We start from the raw sequence: 20,775 nt of genomic DNA, 5'->3' as shown, positions 1-20,775 counted from the left end.
TAGCGTGCCCTGATGTGCTGTCTTCAGCCGTCGCTCCCTCTTCTGTCCCGGGAGTGCGCGGCAGCGCCTCCGCCGCCGGTGCTGCAGCACAGCCAGCCGGGGCTCTTCCCGGAGCACCCCTCCATCCTGTATCGCTCATCCGGCTTCCCATCAGCCGCGTATAGGAGAAGTCTGCCCTCCGGACTCTGATCTGGGGGCTTGGACGCCCCACAGCTGCGTCGAGCCGCCCGGAGCGGACGTTCCCCGGCAACGCCCTAAGCTGTCGTGGCAGGGCGAACCTCGTTTCCGCGCCGGCCACTGCGGCTGTAGTGCCCTACCAATGAGCTAAGAGATCGACGGCCGGACACTTCTTCAACCGCTATCGAACCCTGAGAGGAATTTCCGTAATGAGCAATAGGAAGCAAACCGCGGTCATGGAAGTGGCGGGTGTCCACTGGGCATCATCCAAGAGCATCGCTGAAGCCACGCTCTCCCGTCGACCGGGCGTGCTCAACGTGGAAGCGAATCCTGTTTCGCAGACCGCGAACGTCACGTTCGACCCCGACAAAACCTCAATCGCCGACCTCAGGAGCTGGGTGCAAGAATGCGGCTACCACTGTTCCGGCCAGTCCGTGCCGGACCATATCTGTGATCCGATGCACGAAAGCGGCTCCGCACCATCGGCACGTGGCGGCAACGGTACAGCCGACCACCAACCGTCTGCCCATGAAGGCCACACCGCCCACGCCCAGCAAGCCCCCCGGGATGCGCAGGAGGTCATGGGTCACGGCGGTCATGGGGGCCACGGCATGTCGATGGAGTCGATGATTCGCGACATGCGGAACCGTTTCCTGATTGCGGCCATCCTCTCGGTGCCGATTACTCTGTGGTCCCCGATCGGACGCGAAGTCATCGGCTTCACCGTCCCGGCTCCGTTCGGTTTACGGGACGACGTCTTTGCCTTGATCCTTTCCCTGCCGGTCATCTTCTACTCGGCCTGGATTTTCTTCGACGGCGCCTACCGGGCACTGAAGGCCCGCACCCTGGACATGATGGTCCTCGTGGCCGTCGGCGTGGGAGCGGGCTGGCTCTACAGCCTCATCGTTACCCTGACCGGTGGTGGGGATGTCTTCTATGAAGCCGCGACTGTCCTGGCCGCCTTCGTCTTACTGGGACACTGGTTCGAAATGCGGGCAAGGGGCGGGGCGAACGACGCCATCCGCACACTGCTGGAGCTGGCACCGTCCATGGCCCTAGTGATCCGGAACGGGGAACCCGTGGAGGTGCCGACCTCCGAGGTCGTGCCCGGGGACCTGCTGCTGGTGCGACCGGGATCCAAAATCCCCACGGATGGCACCGTCGAAGACGGCGAATCCGACATTGATGAGTCCATGGTCACCGGTGAAAGCCTGCCGGTGGCCAAGTCCACGGGCTCCGAGGTGATCGGCGCCACCGTCAACACGACCGGAACATTGCGTGTCCGGGCCACCAAAGTCGGAGCCGACACGGCCCTGGCGCAGATCGTGGCCCTCGTCCAGGAAGCCCAAAACTCCAAAGCCCCCGGGCAGCGCCTGGCCGACAGGGCCGCGTTCTGGCTGGTCCTGGTAGCGCTGATCGGCGGATCCGTCACCTTCCTGGCCTGGTGGCTTGCCGGTGTGAGCGTTGGGCAGGCGATCCTCTTCGCGATCACCGTGGTGGTCATTACCTGCCCCGATGCCCTAGGTCTGGCCACCCCGACGGCGATCATGGTCGGCACCGGCCTTGGCGCCAAGCGCGGCGTCCTGTTTAAGAACGCCACAGCGCTGGAAACCGCAGCACGCATCGATACTGTCGTGATGGACAAGACGGGCACGCTGACCAAGGGTGAACCGGAAGTCACGGACTTCATTGCCCATGAATTCGATGAGGATGAACTCCTGGCTCTCGTGGCCGCCGTCGAACGCGAATCCGAGCACCCCCTCGCCGCCGCCGTCGTCAGCTATGCTGTCGCCCGCGGCGTTCCGTCCGCTGATGCCGAAGCATTCCGGAACGTCCCCGGCCACGGTGCCGGCGCCACGGTAAACGGGCGGAAGGTCTTCGTCGGCAACAGGAAGCTGATGGTTGCCGAAGGCATTGACATCGGGCCGGTAGCCGAACAGCGCGAGGCCCTCGCCTCGACGGGGCGCACGGCAGTTCTGGTGGCCGTGGACGGTAGGGCCGCCGGCGTGATCGCACTGGCTGACGCCGCCCGTGACACCGCTGCCTCCGCCGTAGCGGCACTGCATGAAACCGGCATCGAGGTCGTTATGCTCACGGGAGACAACGAGGCAACCGCGAAGCGGATTGCCGCCCAGCTCGGCATCGACACCGTCATCGCCGAGGTGCTTCCCGAAGACAAATCCGCAAAGGTGGCCGAACTGCAGAAGGCTGGCAAACGGGTCGCCATGGTCGGCGACGGCGTCAACGACGCCCCAGCGCTGGCACAGGCCGACCTTGGCATCGCCATCGGGGCGGGTACCGACGTGGCCATCGAAACGGCCGACGTCGTCCTCATGCGCTCGGATCCGCTGGACGTTCCCATTGCCCTGCGCATCGGCAAGGGCACGCTGCGCAAGATGCGACAGAACCTGGGCTGGGCCATCGGCTACAACGTCATCGCCCTGCCGATCGCCGCCGGCGTCTTCTTCCCCGCGTTTGGGCTCATGCTTAGCCCAGAAATAGCCGCGATCTCCATGTCCGGATCCAGCGTCATCGTCGCCGTCAACGCCCTGCTCCTCAAGCGCCTGCGCCTTCCAGCGCCCGGCGAGGCTACCGGCCGCACGATCAAGACCGAGCCAGCACCGGAACCAAGCGGCGTCCGCTAAACGCCGCCCGAGCCCCGTTCCCACACCGACAGGCAGGACCTCCCATGACAGACCATCAGCTCCCGCAAACCCGGGAACCCGTGCTCAGCCCCGATCAGCTGGACTGCATTCATGCATGGTGGCGGGCGGCGAACTACCTCTCCGTCGGACAGATCTACCTCATGGACAACCCACTGCTGCACGAACCGCTGCGCCCCGAGCACATCAAGCCGCGGCTGCTGGGGCACTGGGGCACCACTCCAGGCCTGAATTTCATTTACGCCCACCTGAACCGGGCCATCATGGAACGGGACCTGGACATGATCTATATCATGGGCCCAGGGCACGGCGGACCGGGCCCGGTGGCGTCGGCCTGGCTGGAAGGCACGTACAGCGAGACGTACCCGGATATTTCCCAGGACACCGCAGGGATGAAACGGCTGTTCCGCCAGTTCTCCTTTCCCGGCGGCATCCCCAGTCATGTGGCACCGGAGACACCGGGGTCCATCCACGAGGGCGGGGAGCTCGGATATGCGCTCTCGCACGCCTACGGGGCAGCGTTCGATAACCCGGGCCTCGTCGTGGCGGCTGTCATCGGCGACGGGGAGGCAGAGACGGGCCCGCTGGCCGCGAGCTGGCACTCGAACAAGTTCGTGAACCCGGCACGGGATGGCACTGTCCTGCCGATACTGCACCTGAACGGCTACAAGATCGCCAACCCCACGGTCCTGGACCGGATCAGCCATGAAGAACTGGACTCACTGCTGCGCGGGTACGGCCACACACCGTATTACGTGGAAGGCTCCGACCCGGAACAGATGCACCAGGACTTTGCCCGGACCCTGGATGCCTGCCTGGACGAGATCCTTGAAATCAAGCGCGGCGCCCGCGAGGACGGCCGCACCGAACGGCCCCGCTGGCCCATGATTGTCCTTCGCTCTCCCAAGGGCTGGACGGGACCGCCTGAAGTGGACGGACTGAAGGTGGAGGGAAGCTGGCGTTCGCACCAGGTGCCTTTCACCCAAGCCCGCGAAAACGACAGCCACCGTGCCGTGCTCGAACAGTGGCTGCGCAGCTACCGCCCCGAGGAACTCTTCGACGACGCGGGTGCTCCGGTGGCGGAGGTCGGCGGGTTGCATCCGGTCGGGGAGCGGCGTATGAGCGCGAACCCGCACGCGAACGGAGGGCTGTTGCTGCGCGACCTGCGCATGCCCGACTTCGCCGGCTATGCCGTGCCCGTGTTGGATCCCGGCACCGGGGCGGTGGAATCCACCCGGGTGCTGGGCACGTTCCTGCGGGACATCATGGCTGGGAACATGGATAATTTCCGGGTCTTCGCCCCGGACGAAAACAACTCCAATCGGCTGGGGGCCATCTTCGACGCGACTGACCGGGCTTGGAATGCCCGGACCGTTCCAGAGGATGACCATCTCGCCCGCGACGGGCGGGTCATGGAGATCCTCTCTGAACACACCTGCCAGGGCTGGCTGGAAGGGTACCTGCTCTCGGGGAGGCATGGATTCTTTTCCTGCTACGAGGCGTTTATCCACATCGTCGACTCGATGTTCAACCAGCATGCCAAGTGGCTGACCACGACCAACGACATCCCGTGGCGCTGGCCGGTCGCTTCCCTGAACTACCTGCTGACCTCCCACGTGTGGCGGCAGGACAACAACGGGTTCTCGCACCAGGATCCCGGGTTCATTGACCATGTGATCAACAAGAAGGCCGATGTCATCCGCGTCTACCTGCCGCCGGACGCCAACACGCTCCTGTCCGTGGCCGACCACTGCCTGCGCAGCCGCCAGTACGTCAACGTCATTGTCGCCGGCAAGCAGCCGCAACTACAGTTCCTGGACATGCAGCAGGCGATCGTGCATTGCACCAAAGGCATCGGCATCTGGGACTGGGCCAGTTCGGATGCGGACGGGGAACCGGACGTTGTCATGGGCTGCGCCGGTGATGTGCCAACAATGGAGACCCTCGCCGCCGTCGACATCCTTCGCGGGCGGTTCCCGGATTTGAAGATCCGGGTGGTCAACGTTGTTGACCTCATGCGCCTGCAGGATGACACGGGACATCCCCATGGCCTGTCCGGGCGGGACTTCGATGCCCTGTTCACCACGGACACGCCGGTGATCTTCGCTTACCACGGCTACCCGTGGCTGATCCACCGGCTCACGTACCGCCGGACGAACCACGGCAACATCCATGTCCGCGGCTACAAGGAAGAAGGCACCACCACGACCCCGTTCGATATGTGCGTGCTCAACCAGCTCGACCGGTTCAACCTGGCCATCGACGTCATCGACCGGGTGCCCAGGCTGAAGGACGTTTCGGCGCATGTGCGCGAGGAGCTCAAGAACAAGCTCATCGAGCACCGGCAGTACATTCGCACCCATGGCGAAGACATGCCGGAAATCCGGAGCTGGGAGTGGACGTCCGCACCGGGTCCCACCAACAACCCGGCTGATGAAGCAGCGGAACCGGCGTAGCATGACGCAGGTCCATGCGGGCGGCGGACGTCCCTCCAGTGATTCCCGGCATGGCGCAACACTGCCGTATCAGGCGGTGCTGTTCGATATGGATGGAGTTGTCACACAGACCGCCGCCGTGCACGCGGCAGCCTGGAAGCAACTCTTTGACTCGGCCCTTCAGGACCCCCGGCTCACCGGGCGTCTAAGGAGGGATCCGTTCGACGAGGACACGGACTACTGGCGTTACGTCGACGGCCGGCAGCGCGAGGACGGAGTCACCGCCTTCCTGGCATCCCGCGGCGCCCGGCTTCCTGCCGGCAGCCCCGATGACGGGCCGGACATCTGGTCCGTCCACGGACTCGGCGCCCGCAAGAACGCCCTGTTCCTGCAAGCCGTGACGCGCAATGGCATCAAGGCCTACCCCGGGACCACCGCCCTGCTGGCCCGCCTGCATGCCGCAGGAATCCCCGTGGGCTTGGTCACCGCGAGCCGCAACGCCCGCGCTCTGCTGACGGCTGCCGGCCTTGACACCGGATTCGACGTCATCATCGACGGGCAGACCGCCGCCGAACACGGCCTGCCGGGCAAGCCCGACCCGGCCATGTTCCTCGAAGCGGCCCGCCGGCTCGGCGTGGCACCCCGGCATACCGCGGTTGTCGAGGACGCGGCCGCCGGTGTCCAGGCAGGACGCCGCGGCGGATTCGGTCTGGTCGTCGGCATCGACCGCGCGGGGCATCGGGAACAGCTGGAACTGGCCGGCGCCGACATCGTCCTCGGCGACGTCGCTGAGCTGGACCTGGGGGTCTCACGCACTGACCCGTGGACGCTGGTCTACGAAGGGTTCGATCCTGCCCACGAAGGCCACCGGGAGGTCCTGACCGCCTTGGGCAACGGGTACATGGCAACACGCGGCACCCGGCCGGAACGCCGTGACGACGGCGTTCACTATCCCGGGACCTACCTGGCCGGCGTCTACAACCGGACCGAAAGCACCATCCACGGCCGCGAGCTGGAAGAAGAACACCTGGTCAACGTCCCCAACTGGCTGCCCCTGGACGTGCGCATCGGCGCCGGGCCGTGGTGGTCAACGGGGGATATCCACGTCAGCGAGGAACGAAGCGAGCTCGATCTGCGCCGGGGCCTGTTGACACGCCGCGCAACCCTCGCGGGCCCGCACGGGGAACGGCTTACCGTCGTGCAGCGTCGGCTGGTCTCCATGCACAATCCCCACCTGGCAGCACTGGAGACGACCCTGACGGCCCACGCCTTCAACGGGACCGTGGGTATCCGGGAAGGAATAGATGCTGGGGTGACCAACACCAACGTCCGCGACTATGCCGGCACCGGGCAACGGCACCTGACCGATCCTGAATTCACGGAAGTGGACAGCGGCATAGTCCTGTGCACAGTCCAGACCAGCCAGAGCAGGATTCGCATCGCACTGGCCGTCCGGACGGTGTTCGACGGCGCCTCGGCGGCAACGCCCCGGGACGCGGGGAGCGACGGCGGCCGGTACCAGCGGCAGTTCGACCTCCGGCTGGCCGGCGGACAGCCGGCCACCATAACCAGGACTGCGTCGCTGGCAACCTCCCGCGACGGCGCCATCTCCTCGCCCGAGGCCGCTGCCCTGGCCGGGCTTTCCCGCGTTGACACGGGCTTCACCGCACTGCTCAAAGACCACGAGACGGCCTGGCGCCGCCTGTGGGAGCGGTTCGAGATCAGCCTCGACGGCGACCGACACTCCCAGCTGGTACTCAACCTCCATGTGTTCCACCTGCTGCAGACAATCTCCCTATATACCGCAGCCCTGGACGCCGGAGTACCCGCCCGGGGCCTGCACGGGGAAGGGTACCGCGGTCACGTCTTCTGGGACGAACTGTTCGTCTTCCCCGTGATCGGGCTTCGACTCCCTGACGTCAGCCGGGCCCTGCTGGAGTACCGCTGGCGCAGGCTGGATGCTGCGCGGGCCGCCGCACGCGCCCAGGGCCTCCAAGGAGCACTCTTCCCGTGGCAAAGCGGCAGCGACGGACGGGAGGAGACGCCCCGCCAGCTCTATAACGCCCGGTCCGCCCGCTGGATGCCGGACAACTCCAGCCGCCAGCGCCACGTCGGGCTCGCCGTCGCCTACAACGCCTGGCAGCACTTCCAGGTCACCGGGGACCGGGACTGGTTGACGGCCCGCGGTGGGGAACTGATCATCGAAGCGACCCGAATGTTTGCCTCGCTGGCCACCCATGATCCGGTGGAGGACAGGTTCCACCTTTCAGGGGTGATGGGACCCGACGAATACCACGACGGGTACCCAGACACGCCCGGTACCGGGCTGCGTGACAACGCGTACACCAACGTGCTGTTCTCCTGGCTGTGCGAACGCGCTGCCGATGTGCTGCGGGAACTCGCGGGCCATCCCGGCGGTGACCTCACCGAGCGGCTGCAGGTCACCGAGGAGGAGATCAGCCAATGGTCCAGGATCAGCCGCAGGCTCGCCGTGCCGTTCCATGCCGACGGAGTCCTCAGCCAGTTCGATGGCTACGAAGACCTGGCAGAACTGGACTGGCCGCGCTACCGTGCCACGTACGGCAACATCGGACGGCTCGATTTGATCCTCGAAGCCGAAAACGATGCCACCAACCGGTACAAACTCGCCAAACAGGCTGACGTACTGATGCTGATCTACCTGGTGGGGCCGACAGGGGTGATCAGGCAGTTGCACCGGCTCGGCTATCCTTTCGAGGAGCCCGACCTAGAGCGCACCGTGGAGTACTACCTGGCCCGGACCGCCAACGGATCAACCCTCAGCCGGGTGGTGCACACCTCGGTACTGGCACGGATTGACGAATCCCGGGCCTGGCAGGTCTTCCGTGAGGCCCTGGTCTCCGACCTGGACGACACCCAGGGCGGCACCACCCGGGAAGGCATCCATCTGGGCGCCATGTCCGGGACGGTCGATATCGTTGCCCGGGCTTTCGCCGGCCTCCAGACAGAAGCCGACGCGCTGACCTTTTCTCCCCGACTCCCGGCCCGGCTGGGACGTGCTGCGTTTCAGATCCGGTACCGGGGCCATCGCATCGATGTGTCCCTGAGCGCGACAAACCTCCGGATCCAGCTGCAGCCCTGCAGTGCACCCGCTGTGCGGATAGGCGTCGAAGGAACCTATGCACAGCTCGCCGGCGGGGAAGACATGAACTTCCCCCTGACACTATAGGACCCAAGATCGGCAGTGCCGGAAAACCGCCATCAACAAAACACCGCAACCGCAAGTGGGAAGGCATACCAATGAATAAGACCAGAGTAGCCGTCAACGGATACGGAGTCATCGGCAAGCGGGTAGCCGACGCTGTCCTTTTGCAGCCGGACATGGAACTGATCGGCGTCGCCGACATCATCACCGACTGGCGGATCCGCTCCGCCGTGGGACGTTTTCCCCTGTTCGCATCCACCGCCGAAGCGCGGGACGCAATGGGCCAGGCAGGCCTGACCATTTCTGGAGACCTGGACGACCTGCTGGCCCAGGCGGACGTCGTCGTCGATGCGACACCCAAACACGTGGCAGCCGGCAATCTGCCCCGCTACCGTGCGGCAGGGGTGAAAGTTGTCCTGCAGGGTGGTGAATCCCACGACACCACAGGGCATTCATTCGTGGCCCAGGCCAACTATGACAGCGCACTGGGCCGGGACATGACACGCGTCGTCTCATGCAACACGACCAGCATCGTAAGGGTACTCGGTGCCCTGCAGAACGTGGGCCTGCTGGCCAAGGCCCGCGGAGTCCTCATCCGACGCGCCACCGACCCCTGGGAATCACATCTCGGAGGGATCATGAACACCATGGTCCCGGAACCGAAAATACCGTCCCACCAGGGCCCGGACGCCCGGACCGTCCTACCCGATCTGGACGTCGTCACCATCGCGGCCAAGGGCGCCCACACCCAGACCCACAACCACTACTGGACTCTCCAGCTCACCCGCGCAGCCAGCCGGGAGGAGGTCCTCGCGGCCCTGCGGGCCGCACCGCGGATAGCCTTCATACGGATGGCTGACGGCCTCGTCGCGCTGAACTCGACCATCGAACTGATGAAGGATCTCGGCCGGCCCCGCGGAGACATGTGGGAAGTCGCAGTCTGGGAGGAACTGGTCACCGTCGAAGGAGACGAGGCCTACCTGACGTACCAGGTCTACAACGAGGCCATCGTCGTTCCCGAAACCATCGACGCCATCCGCGCCCTGACCGGGACCGCCCCGGACGCGGTGACATCGATGACGATGACCGACTCGACGCTGGGCATGAGGCAGGACTTCCTCGCCGAACATCTGCCCGTGCTATCGGGAGGCCAGCCGTGAGCCACGACCACCAGCATCCGGGCGGCAGCCAGCCAGAGCAGCGTTCTCCCATGCGTCCGGTTCCTGACCGCAGGGCCTTGCTTATCCGTGGCAGGACCTGATGCGCTGGCAAAGAGATCCGCATCTGAACCTCCTGCACCTGCTGAGCAACGTGCTCATAGCTGCCGGCTTTATCCTGCTGTATCAGGCATGGCGAGTTTTGTATGCGGCACAGACGGAGCGCCGGGTGGCTGTCAGCGGTATCTACGCCCGGCTCCGCCACCCGCAGTACCTAGGGTTCCTGACCATCATTTTCGTTTTCCTGCTGCAGTGGCCCACCCTCCTGACCCTGATCATGTTCCCGATCCTAGTTGTCGTTTACCACCGCCTGTCCAAACACGAGGAGCAGAACATGGCCGCCGAATTCGGAGAAGAGTACATCGAATACGCGAGAAGGGTTCCTGCCTTCATCCCGAAGCGCCGGAACAAACGCCCCGTAACTTGAGCGGATCCGGACTATCAACGCAGCTGCGTCGCCCCAAACCGGTGCGCATGCTGTGGATCACTTTAGCCTGGGGCTCCTGCTTTCTGGCGATCAGCGTCGGCCTGAAGGACGCCCCGCTGCTGTGGTTCGCCGCGTTGCGTGCGCTCATAGCCGGCGCGGCACTCCTAATGGCAGCGGGATTCCGGAGGGAACCGACGCCGCGCGGGGCACGGACCTGGATTCTGATAACAGTGATGGGAATTGTCAATGTCTCGGTGGCATTCGGTGCCATGTTCGGCGGTCTGGCCGGTCTCTCGACAGGAGCCGCCTCGGTTCTGGCCAATGCCCAGCCGCTGCTCATCGTTCTACCGGCCTGGTGGATATACAAGGAACGCATCTCGGCACGGACGCTGGCCGCGCTGGGTGCCGGATTCGTCGGGCTGCTTGCTGTGGCCCTGCCCGGCGGCATCGGCACCGGCGCGTGGCTGTCTATCACCGCGGCTCTGGCGATCACCGCGGGAACTCTGATTTCGCGGCAGGTAAAGGCCAATGTCCTGCCGGTGATCGGGTGGCATTTCCTGATCGGGGGCGTCATACTCGCGCTCGTTGCCGGGCTGACAGAAGGGGCTCCGGCCATCAACTGGAGTGCGCGTTTCATCGGCATTCTCCTGTATGTCTCCCTCGTGGGCACCGCTGCAGCTTTTCTCGGTTGGTTCACGGAGGTCCAGCACTGTCGCCTGGACGCGGTCTCGGCATGGACTTTCCTTGTGCCGGTGTTCGGCATCCTGTTGTCGATAGTCGTCCTGGAGGAACGCCAGACCTTCTGGAGCATGGCCGGCATGGTCCTGGTTATCGTGTCCATGCTTGTACTCGTGCTGCCGGGAAGGAAGCGTGTCGTGCAGGGCCGCGGAAACGTCTCCGGACAGTAACCCACTGTCCCGCAGCCTAGGGTACCCGATACTTTGTTGGGGCGAACACGGTGTGCGTCTTCGGAATATTCATCCTTCAAGTACAAATCAGGAAGTGACAATGAATTTACGTGTACACCGCTATCAGCAGATCAGCGAGGTACTGGCCCGACACGGGCTGGGATTTCTGGTGGGTATCACCGGACTCGAGCGATGGGTCCCGTTCCACCATGGGCTCCTTGGCCATGAATGCAGGACCCAGCCCTACACGAATCCGGATCACCTGCGGTTGGCCCTCGAAGAGCTGGGACCGACGTTCATCAAACTCGGCCAGATCCTCTCCACCCGTGCCGACCTCTTGCCGCACCAGTACCAGACGGAGCTGGTTAGACTCCAGGACGCTGCCCCGCCGGTGCCAGACGCAACGATCCGTCAGCTGATCCGCGAAGAGCTCGGGGCCAAGCCTGACGAAGTGTTTGCGGACTTCATGCTCGAACCTCTGGCGAGTGCCTCGATCGGACAGGCCCACGCAGCAACCCTCCACGACGGCACCCACGTCGTCGTCAAAGTCAGGCGGCCCGACGTAATTCCCACCATCGAGGCAGATCTGGACATTCTGCAGAACCTCGCCATCCAGATCAGCCGCCGATGGGACGCGGCGGCCTACTATAATCTCCCCGGCATAGCCGCGGAGTTCGCACAGACGCTGAGGGCCGAACTCGACTATCTGCGGGAAGGCCGCAATGCGAAGCGATTGGCCCACAACTTGGCCGCCGATCCCGGCGTTCATATTCCCCGCGTCTTTTGGGAAACCAGTACGTCCCGGGTCCTGACCCTGGAGCGGATCGTGGGGATATAAGTCAATGACCTCGAGGTGCTGGAAGGTGCAGGGATTGACCGGGCGGCCAGGGCCGCACGGTCAACCGGAACAGCAGTCACAATGGTTTTTGAGGACGGGTTCTTCCATGCGGATCCGCATCCCGGCAACCTGTTCATCGAACCCGACTGTCGCATCGGTCTCATCAACTTCGGCATGGTTGGTGAGGTGAACGACGTACTGCGCGGAAGCGCTGTCGGATCGTCCTCCACTTTGGGCGACAGACTGCGTGGAAGGGGGCATCATGAAAGATCCAGGCTGTGATGCGGAGGAGATGAACACCGGCGGGCACACCTTTTTTCCGGTCGTCGATTCCGGTACGGCGAATGCCAGCGGGGGCGTCACGGGTGAGTGGGCGCGCATTGAATCAATGACTGAGTGTGCCCCGTGCGTGGCACGGCTATTGCCGCTGCCCCAGCGTGTCGCGTCAATCCAGGCGGCCATTGCAGCCGAGAGGGAACCGCTGGTCACCCTCACACATTTACTGCAGCTGTGCCGAGACGAGCACCGGGTGCTGCAGGAGCGGATGCAGGATTCCGGGTGCCGCGCCAGAGCAGCGCTGATCGTCGCCGGTGTCAGGTCGGTGCTGCCCGCTACATTGACCGGACTCGAGCTGGGCCCGGAGGTGCGCAGTGCTCTTGCGGCGTCACTGACCGCCGGCGATGACCTTCCCGCCGTAGCGGTGGCGCGGCTGCTGGCCGAGCTGCTGGATGAGCGCTACTGCCAGAGCTTCCGCGAGTCCTTTCGTCGGCGCAGCCCGTACCAGCCCGGCGTGGGAGATCCTATCCCGCTGGACAGTCCCGACATGCGGGAAGTGACCGCAATGCCGGCGACCTCTCCGCCGTGGCGGCTTGCCAACCGTCTGGATGAGACCCGTCATGTCCGGCTTGCCGGGGAATGGGCCACACAGTTCCAGGTCATCTTCGACTACAGTCTCGCCCGCGAGCTCATCGGGATCCTTGGTCCCGACACCATCGTGGCAACCTGCCACCCCAACCGCACTTTGGCTGATTTCCACTTCCCGGCGGATGCCAGGGGGCGGACCTTCCCGGTCCGCCCGAAGGATGAAGAGAAACAGCATCAGGAGATAGACCGACTGATCAGTACAGCCGTCACAGCCGGCGCGAGCGTTATCGTGCTGCCCGAGCTGTGCGTTACCGAGTCCCTGGCCGCCCGGCTGCAGAGCTGGACCTGCCGGGCCGGCGGGCCCAGGATGCTGGCCGCAGGCAGCTACCATCACGACGACGAGCACGACGGGTCGCCGCGGCGGCGTAACACGGCCGTCACATACCTCCGCGGCGTCCCTAACCCGTTGACCCAGGACAAGCATTCCCCAGCCGACCGGCCGGTCAACGAAGACATCCAGCCCCAGGGCTGGCCCCAGCTACGCGTCCATGTCAGCGACGACGGATGGCATCTGGTGCTGGCGATCTGCCGGGACCTGCTTAACCCTCACGCCGTGCACGCCTTGACCGAGGCCGGCGCCAACCTCCTGCTGGTCCCGGCAATGAGCGACACCCTCGTCGCCTTTGGCGGCCCGGTGGCCAACCTCGTAGGGGCCGGGCAGGCCTTTGTGGCGGTAGCCAACAACCCCGCCGATTTCTCCGACGCCACCGACCTGGCGGCCCGCCGTCCCGCCCGGGCACTGTTCGGCCATCCGGGTTTCGGACAGTTGACTCGGCTGGTGCAACCGGCCGGAGCCGCTCCAGGGGTAGCGCTGCTGCGGGTGCGGACCGGGCAGCTGCAATGGCTGGGCAATGATGCTGCCCGGTCGAAGCCGAGCGCTGACGGAACGGCACCGCTGCCGCCCTGGGCCGACAAGCTGGCCCGGCTGACCGGGCGGGACCATCTCGGATCGGACCGGCAGCCGACCCGCGTCACCCTGAGGGCGGCAGCGGTACTTGTGCTGCTCACAGACGGTCCGCACGGCCCGGCAGTGCTGCTCACTGAACGCGCACCCGATTTAACCCACTACCCGGGGCAGCTGGTCTTTCCCGGCGGCGCCGCCGAAATCGGCGACCACGGCCCGGCCGCCACGGCGCTGCGCGAGGCCTTCGAGGAAACCGCATTGGACCCGGGCAGCGTGCACATTCTGGGCACGCTGCCCGCCATCGCCCTTCCCGAAAGCGGTTTCCTCCTAACACCTGTACTCGCCTGGTCGCCGGGGCCCGTCTTCACCGGAACACCCAACATGGCCGAGGTCAGTCTCCTCACCACACTTCCGTTGTATCAGCCAACACGCCTAGGACAACGGGGACCGGGGCCCGCACCCGACGAAGGAACCCTTACGGACCGTCAGCCTGCGGCGCTCGGAGCTGTCAGTGGTGCGATACTTGACCTGCTCAGAGGCATGCTCTGGGGGCACGGTGAGTACACGGGATCAACGGAGACGGAGGCGACGCCGAAGAGGCACGCACCGGTCACCGCGGATCCTGTTTCCCATCCCCAAGACGGATCCGCGTCTGCTCTGACGGGGATCCCCCTGACACCGCAGCCCCGCACCAGCCCCTGATCCTGCAGCCGCCCATTGACCGCCCGTCGCCGTTCAAGGTCCGCTAGAGCAGGACTGTCTTCATTCGGGGTCATCTTTATCAGGTACCTTGCGGCTGAACCAGATATGGGAGACTGATGGCAATCAGCCAGGCAGCACCCAAAAGAACGGTGGAGCTCATGAGCGGCGAAGACAGATTCACGATCGCGGTGGGGGTGGACGGCTCAGCCGAGTCACGGATAGCTCTCGAATGGGCCGTCACGGAAGCCCGACTCCGTCACGGGCAGATACGGGCCGTGACCGCCTGGGAGTATCCGCCCGTGACGGCTGGTATGGAAGTGATGATCTGGGATCCTGACATTTTCGAGTCTGCTGCCCGGAGAATTCAGACCGACGCCTTGAAGGGTGTGGACACCGAGGGCGTGCCGTTCACCGGCGACGTCATTCAGGGGGCTGCAGCCTCTGTACTGCTGCATGCCTCCCAGGACGTGGACCTGCTTGTCGTCGGTTCCCGCGGCCACGGAGGATTCACGGGGCTGCTGCTCGGATCCGTCTCCACGCAGGCAGTCCACCACGCCTTCTGTCCCGTGGTCGTAGTCAAGACTAGGCCCAGAGCCCACGGAGACGGATAGGGTCATGGCCAGCTGATCGAGAGATCATCCGCTGCAGGGCTGCTTGGGCGGTTCTGATACGAGCCGGGGCGCACCGGCCCCACGTGGTTTGACAGCCGTCGACAAGGCCAAGGCGTGCCGTTTCATTCAGGGCGGTCTGGAGACCAACCAGCGCAGGGCTAGAATGGGCGCAGCTCGGAGATCATGATGCATTAGAGACAGGACGGTGGACCATGACCGGTGATCATTCCCACCACTTGCACGGCTCTGCCGCCACGCCTTCCCGTTCCGGTGCTGATCCGGAACAGCCGAGGACCTGGCGCCAGCGCTTCCACGCCCTTTGGCACTCGATCGTCGCGGTCATAGGTTTCCTAGTGGGTCTCCTGCCGCACGTCCTTCATCACATCGGGCTCCTCGCCGGTACGGCACTCGTCGCAGGATCCGGGGGCACCGCATTGTTCGGTGCGCTGGGACTGCTTGCATCCGTTCCGCTGCTCTTGCGCCTGCACAAACGGTTCGGGACCTGGATCGCACCGGCCATAGGGCTGCTGATCTTCGCTGCGATGTTCTCCCTGTCGGCGTTCGTCATCGGCCCGGCAATCAGTGGCACCGGAGGTGACCTACCCCCTGGGCCGGTACCGGGCGTGGAGCACCCAACGGATCACCCCTCCGGTCACTGATTCGGCCCCGGGTCGGAGCAGGATCCGGAACGTATACGCGTGGACCTCATCCTGCCCTCGCCCGTGAGAGGCCCCGGGACGGGCCGTCCGCAGCGCCCGGAGCCTGAAAGCTCACACTCAGGCCGTCACTTGGCGTAGGAGAAGAAGGCCATCATGCCCCTTTCGGCGTGATAAGCGTTGTTGCAGTGCGCGAGCCACTGGCCCGGATTGTCGGCGTCGAAGACCACCGTCACGGTCTGGTTGGGACGGACGGTTACGGTATCTTTGCGGACACCGCCGGAACCGACGTAGCGATGGAATCCGCCGGCGTGGTCCTGGCAGGAAACGACCCATGGGCAGTGTTGTCCATGGTGGACCTTTCCCATGCCAGCTACCGAAAAATGTGGCAAAACCTGATCTGGGCCACCGGTTACAACGTCATCTCAGTCCCCTTGGCCGCAGGTGTATTGGCTTTTGCTGGCATCGTCCTCTCACCGGCCGCGGGTGCAGTTTTGATGTCACTATCCACCATCGTGGTGGCACTGAACGCGCAATTGCTCCGCCGCCTCAAGCTCAGCCCCGCCAACGTCCAATAGGAATGTTCGAAGCTCTCACCCAGCTTGGGCCCGTACAATTCATAACGATTAGCTAGATTCCAGGGAGCTACAGAAAGGATTTCACCATGCGCATGCCAAGTAACATGCCCACGATGGGATCCTTTCTGCGCTGGGGCGGGATGATCGCTCTTGCGTTCGCTGTCATCGGCGGGATCTTCGGCATGCATGTCATGGGCGGAGCAGGCGTTTCTTCCTTGGCTTCCTCCAGTATGATGAACGCCTCCACCGAAACAGTCAGTGTCGAAAGCGCTACGGTGTCGGAACACCCAGTGTCCGAAGGCAACGCAATGCTCGGTAGCGCCGCTCATGCGCCCTCGACTGCACCGGCGGCTTGCGGCTGTTCCTCCACTGGATGTGAATCATCCATGGACATGCACCAGAGCTGTATTCCAAGCCTCGCAACAGCAGCCGTGAATTTGCCCCTGCCCGGAACGCTCATGCTTCCTTCGAACGAATCGGCGTTTCTGGTTGCTACAGGACACAAGTCCTCGGGTCGTGTTCCCGATCCGCCGTCACTGAAGCAACTCTCGATCAGCAGAACATAAACCGATGAAGCGTCCCGTGTATCACTCACGGGTCCTCATTCGTGTGCCCTCAATGCCAGGGCAACTGCAAGGTATTCGAGAAGTTTAAGTGAAGGACTGTTTTGTTATGAAGAAATCATTGACCGTTTCAGCCACCATTGTTGCCGCCATGCTCGCGTTGGCAGGATGTTCCACCGGAACCGACGGCGGATCCATGCCAGGTATGGACCATGGCGATTCCATGACGACACAAGCGCCGGTTACGGTGGGCGAGAACAATTCCGCAGACACGATGTTTGCCCAAATGATGATCCCTCACCACACCCAGGCGGTGGAGATGAGCGACATTATGCTCGCCAAGACCGGCCTCGATGCGAAGATCACCGCGTTGGCAACAGACATCAAGGCCGCCCAAGGCCCGGAAATTACGAAGATGACTACCTGGCTGGGCTCTTGGGGTGAGCCCACCGCGATGTCCGGGACGATGTCGATGAACGGCATGATGAGTGCCGCTGACCTGGAGAAGCTCACAGCTGCGCAAGGAAACGAGGCCAGCAAGCTGTTCCTGACCCAGATGATTGCCCATCACGAGGGTGCCGTGGAAATGGCCCAGTCCGAGGTTACCGGCGGAAAAAACGCCGACGCGGTCGCTCTGGCGAAGAGCATCGTCGCCTCACAGGAATCCGAGATCAAAGACATGAAGGACCTGCTAGCGGCTCTGTAGTCCTCAACTGCTGCTGACAACTCAACGGTGGCGGTTCGTTGACGTTAGAACCGCCACCGCCTTCTATCTTTTCGATCAACATGTTTTTGGAGTTCTTGTGAAACCCCGCTTCTTCCTTTCGCCTGCCCGCCCTACAGTGATCGTGGCAACGCTCATGCTTCCTCTCGTGCTGGCTGGTTGTTCGACACCACCGGATCCGCAAGCTGTTGCGGCCGTGGGCAGCGATCATGTCCACGGGATCTATGTGGACCCCTCCTCGACCAAAGTTCTTCTAGCCACTCACGATGGGTTGTTCGATGCAACAGGGACTGCGCGGAAGAAAATCAGTGAAAATACCATCGATCTCATGGGATTCACCTCCTCTGCCGAGCCGGGAACCTACTACGCGTCCGGTCACCCCGGGCCGGATTCCTCATTGCCGAACCCCCTCGGACTGGTGAAATCCACTGATGAGGGAAAGACCTGGCAACAGGTCTCCCGAGGCGGCCAGTCAGACTTCCACGCCCTGACCGTTAGCGGCGGCAGCTTGGTCGCTTTCGACGGGCAACTTCGCACCAGCACAGATGGAATAGCGTGGTCTACCTCGCCCGCAACGTTCTCGCCTGCCGGTTTGGCCGGAAACCCCGCCTCGACCGTCGTGTTGGCGACCACCGAAGCGGGAATTCAACGCTCAATCGACGCCGGGCAAACCTGGGAACTCGTACCCAAGGGACCCATCATTCAGTTCGCCGCGTTTGCTGACTCAGAGATGAAAGCCCCGACGGAAGCTGTCGGTGTTGCACCGGATGGGAGCGTCTACGTCTCGAACGATTCAGGACTGACATGGACCGAGAGAGGAAAAATCACGGGCCAAGTCGAAGCCATCACTGCCCTAGCCGGCACCACAGGCAAACCCTGGATTTGGGCGGCCACTACCGATGGAGTCCAAGTGTCCACCGACGGCGGCGCAACATTCCAGCCGGCTGCGTCCTAGCGACATGAGTATCGGAGAGTTTTTCGCCACGACGGTAACCTCCGGCGCCCTCCTCGTCGCGATGCCTCTGGCCCTGATTGCCGGGATCGTCTCGTTTCTATCCCCCTGTATTCTGCCGCTCGTTCCTGGCTACCTCGGCTACGTCTCTGGTTTGACCGATCCGAACCAGCCGCGCAATCGCCGGCGTGTGGTGGCAGGGGTCGGGCTGTTTATCCTCGGATTCGGTTCCGTTTTCACCCTATACGGGGCTGCATTCGGGATGGTCGGCTCCTGGCTCGTTCGATGGCAGGACCCGCTCATGCGCGTCCTGGGCGTTGTCGTGATCATCATGGGACTGGTGTTGCTGGGGAAGTTCTCTTGGTTACAACAGAGCCGCAAACTAACGCTCACTCGACGCACCGGACTTGGTGGGGCACCGTTACTGGGCATTGTGTTTGGCCTGGGTTGGACGCCCTGCATGGGCCCGACACTTAGCGCCGTTCTGGCCCTGAGCATCTCCTCCGGCAGTGCCTGGCGCGGGGCACTACTGGCTTTCATCTACTGCCTGGGCTTGGGCATACCCTTCCTCCTTGTCGCCCTCGGACTGGGTTGGGTTACCCAAATTTTGGGCTTCATCCGCCGCCACATCCGCATTGTCAACATCGCTGGAGCCAGCATGCTGATTGTCCTCGGCTTCTTGATGGTCACCGGAGCCTGGATGCAGTGGATCTACCAGCTGCAAAACCTCTCCGGTACCTACCTCACCGTCGTCTAAGCCCACATTCTTCAAAGGAACACCTCATGAGCCACACACTAAACCGACGCTCCTTCCTAGGGCTCTCCGTCGCGACCACCGCAGCGGCCGCCTTGGCCGCCTGTACGCCCACCCCTCCAGCGACAGGACAAACCAACCGAATCCTTCCTACCGACCCGCTCATCAACGACTATGAAACTCGGCGGGATTCCACCGGCAAGACCGTCACCAAGACCCTCACCCCCGCCCCGTTCTCCACCACCATGGCAGGGAAGAAGCTCACAACGTGGGGCTATGACGGCGCCCTCGTCGCCCCGACCCTGCGCGGCACAGTCGGTGACCAACTCAAGGTAACCGTCACCAATAAGCTCAGCGAGCCCACCAGCATTCACTGGCACGGACTCGCCCTCCGCAATGATGCCGATGGTGTCCCTGGACTCACTCAGGCCGCGATTGACGCCAGTAAGGACTACCCCTACAGCTTCAATCTGCCCCACCCGGGAACCTACTGGTACCACTCACACGTGGAAATGCAACGAGAACGTGCTCTCTACGGTGCCCTGATCATCGAAGACCCTCAAGAAAGTTTGAAGTATGACAAAGACTGGGTAATCATCCTGGATGACTGGCTTGACGGCGTCACCGGCACTCCAGATGAGGTCATCAAAGAGCTTTCCAAGGGTATGGCGAGTATGGGCGGCATGAACCACGGCGAAGGCGATGGTGGCATGGTGATGGGCCACATGCTCATGGGCGCCAGCAGCGACTTCCTCGGCGGTGACGCCGGGGATGTCGCCTTCCCGCTCCATCTGTTCAACGGCCGTGAGCCGGAGAACCCGGAGACTTTCACGGCCACGGCGGGGGAAAGGATACGCCTACGTATCATCAATGCCGCAGGAGACACCGCCTACCGGGTTGGGGTCCCGGGCCAGAAACTGACTCTGACCCACACCGATGGATTCCCTGTCCAGCACACCGAGGTCGACGCCGTCGTCCTCGGCATGGGCGAACGCATCGACGCGATCCTGACCATCCAGGCTGGATACACCCCCGTGCTGGCCCTTGCCGAGGGGAAAGCCCAGATGACTTACGGCCTAATTACCACCGGGAGCGGAACAGCACCCGGGAAAGATGCTCTCCCGAAAACGCTGAGCGGCAACGTCGTTCACGGTGGCCAGCTTACCGCTGACCCGTCCGTGAACCTTCCGTCCAAGTCACCGGATCGCACCCACGAGCTGCGCCTAACTGGCGGAATGGCGAACTACGACTGGGGTATCAACGGCCAACGCTTTGACATGACCAAACCCTTCGAAAAGGCCTTCGACCTCAAGATCGGGGAACGGGTGGAAGTGAAGTTCATCAACGACACCGAAATGTGGCACCCCATGCACATCCACGGCCACACCTTCCAAATCGGCACCACCGGGGCTCGCAAAGACACCGTCATCGTCCGCCCCAAAGAGACCGTCACCGTCTATTTCGACGCCGACAATCCGGGCCAGTGGCTCTTCCACTGCCATAACGCCTACCATGCCGAACGCGGCATGATGGGCGTCTTCTCCTACCTCACGTAAGA

The 20,775-nt window shown here is 63.6% G+C and carries 15 protein-coding genes and 2 pseudogenes; 16 read left to right on the top strand and 1 reads right to left on the bottom strand.

Translation table 11 applies throughout. The features are described 5' to 3' along the window. Window positions 1-386 precede the first annotated feature (386 nt). The 10 genes and pseudogenes from CVS27_RS15310 (at window position 387) to CVS27_RS15265 (ending at window position 15,649) form a co-directional block, all read left to right on the top strand. Window positions 387-2,822 (top strand): heavy metal translocating P-type ATPase, encoded by a 2,436-nt coding sequence (locus CVS27_RS15310; protein WP_103466715.1) that lies wholly within the window; start codon window positions 387-389, stop codon window positions 2,820-2,822. A 44-nt stretch (window positions 2,823-2,866) separates the two neighbouring features. After that, complete coding sequence (locus CVS27_RS15305) at window positions 2,867-5,296, top strand: phosphoketolase family protein (protein WP_103466714.1); 2,430 nt, start codon at window positions 2,867-2,869, stop codon at window positions 5,294-5,296. Between the two features lies 1 nt (window position 5,297). Next, window positions 5,298-8,483 carry a beta-phosphoglucomutase family hydrolase gene (locus CVS27_RS15300; protein ID WP_103466713.1) on the top strand — a complete coding sequence of 1,062 codons (3,186 nt, stop codon included), beginning with the start codon at window positions 5,298-5,300 and terminating at the stop codon, window positions 8,481-8,483. 71 nt (window positions 8,484-8,554) lie between these two features. Further along, entirely contained in the window at window positions 8,555-9,619 is a 1,065-nt protein-coding gene (locus CVS27_RS15295; protein ID WP_103466712.1) for a type II glyceraldehyde-3-phosphate dehydrogenase, read from the top strand. Window positions 9,620-9,719: 100 nt separating this feature from the next. Continuing rightward, window positions 9,720-10,103, top strand: a complete 384-nt coding sequence (locus CVS27_RS15290; RefSeq protein WP_103466711.1) for a methyltransferase family protein — start codon at window positions 9,720-9,722, stop codon at window positions 10,101-10,103. Window positions 10,104-10,150: 47 nt separating this feature from the next. After that, window positions 10,151-11,011, top strand: coding sequence for a DMT family transporter (locus CVS27_RS15285; protein ID WP_103466787.1), 861 nt, complete (start codon window positions 10,151-10,153; stop codon window positions 11,009-11,011). Window positions 11,012-11,111: 100 nt separating this feature from the next. After that, a pseudogene (locus CVS27_RS15280) lies at window positions 11,112-12,131 on the top strand (ABC1 kinase family protein). After that, window positions 12,112-14,379 carry an NUDIX domain-containing protein gene (locus tag CVS27_RS15275; protein WP_207767544.1) on the top strand — a complete coding sequence of 756 codons (2,268 nt, stop codon included), beginning with the start codon at window positions 12,112-12,114 and terminating at the stop codon, window positions 14,377-14,379. The pseudogene CVS27_RS15280 and the gene CVS27_RS15275 overlap by 20 nt, the downstream one beginning before the upstream one ends. 116 nt (window positions 14,380-14,495) lie before the next feature. Beyond that, window positions 14,496-14,990, top strand: coding sequence for a universal stress protein (locus CVS27_RS15270; RefSeq protein WP_243400215.1), 495 nt, complete (start codon window positions 14,496-14,498; stop codon window positions 14,988-14,990). Between the two features lie 212 nt (window positions 14,991-15,202). Beyond that, a complete protein-coding gene (locus CVS27_RS15265; RefSeq protein ID WP_103466710.1) occupies window positions 15,203-15,649 on the top strand; it encodes a hypothetical protein in 447 nt (148 codons plus the stop codon). A gap of 125 nt (window positions 15,650-15,774) precedes the next feature. On the opposite strand, the gene CVS27_RS21665 is transcribed toward CVS27_RS15265, so the two are convergent. Beyond that, on the bottom strand, window positions 15,775-16,014 hold the full coding sequence (locus tag CVS27_RS21665) for a multicopper oxidase domain-containing protein (protein WP_103466784.1): 240 nt from the start codon (window positions 16,012-16,014) through the stop codon (window positions 15,775-15,777). On the opposite strand from CVS27_RS21665, the pseudogene CVS27_RS15255 reads away from it, so the two are divergent. From CVS27_RS15255 to CVS27_RS15230, 6 genes and pseudogenes are all read left to right on the top strand, one after another. Further along, window positions 15,925-16,224: pseudogene (locus CVS27_RS15255) on the top strand (heavy metal translocating P-type ATPase); the annotation flags it as partial. The gene CVS27_RS21665 and the pseudogene CVS27_RS15255 overlap by 90 nt on opposite strands. Window positions 16,225-16,310: 86 nt before the next feature. After that, complete coding sequence (locus CVS27_RS20565; protein WP_133162947.1) at window positions 16,311-16,790, top strand: DUF6153 family protein; 480 nt, start codon at window positions 16,311-16,313, stop codon at window positions 16,788-16,790. A gap of 106 nt (window positions 16,791-16,896) precedes the next feature. Beyond that, window positions 16,897-17,493, top strand: coding sequence for a DUF305 domain-containing protein (locus tag CVS27_RS15245; protein ID WP_103466708.1), 597 nt, complete (start codon window positions 16,897-16,899; stop codon window positions 17,491-17,493). Window positions 17,494-17,647: 154 nt separating this feature from the next. After that, window positions 17,648-18,466 carry a F510_1955 family glycosylhydrolase gene (locus CVS27_RS15240; protein WP_103466783.1) on the top strand — a complete coding sequence of 273 codons (819 nt, stop codon included), beginning with the start codon at window positions 17,648-17,650 and terminating at the stop codon, window positions 18,464-18,466. Window positions 18,467-18,470: 4 nt separating this feature from the next. Then, a complete protein-coding gene (locus CVS27_RS15235; RefSeq protein ID WP_103466707.1) occupies window positions 18,471-19,220 on the top strand; it encodes a cytochrome c biogenesis CcdA family protein in 750 nt (249 codons plus the stop codon). Between the two features lie 26 nt (window positions 19,221-19,246). After that, complete coding sequence (locus tag CVS27_RS15230; RefSeq protein ID WP_103466706.1) at window positions 19,247-20,773, top strand: multicopper oxidase family protein; 1,527 nt, start codon at window positions 19,247-19,249, stop codon at window positions 20,771-20,773. The last annotated feature ends 2 nt before the right edge of the window (window positions 20,774-20,775 follow it).

The organism is Arthrobacter glacialis (assembly GCF_002909445.1).
Lineage (GTDB): Bacteria > Actinomycetota > Actinomycetes > Actinomycetales > Micrococcaceae > Specibacter > Specibacter glacialis.
Note: the sequence above shows the minus strand (reverse complement) of the source record. Positions and strands in the feature narration are given on the sequence as shown.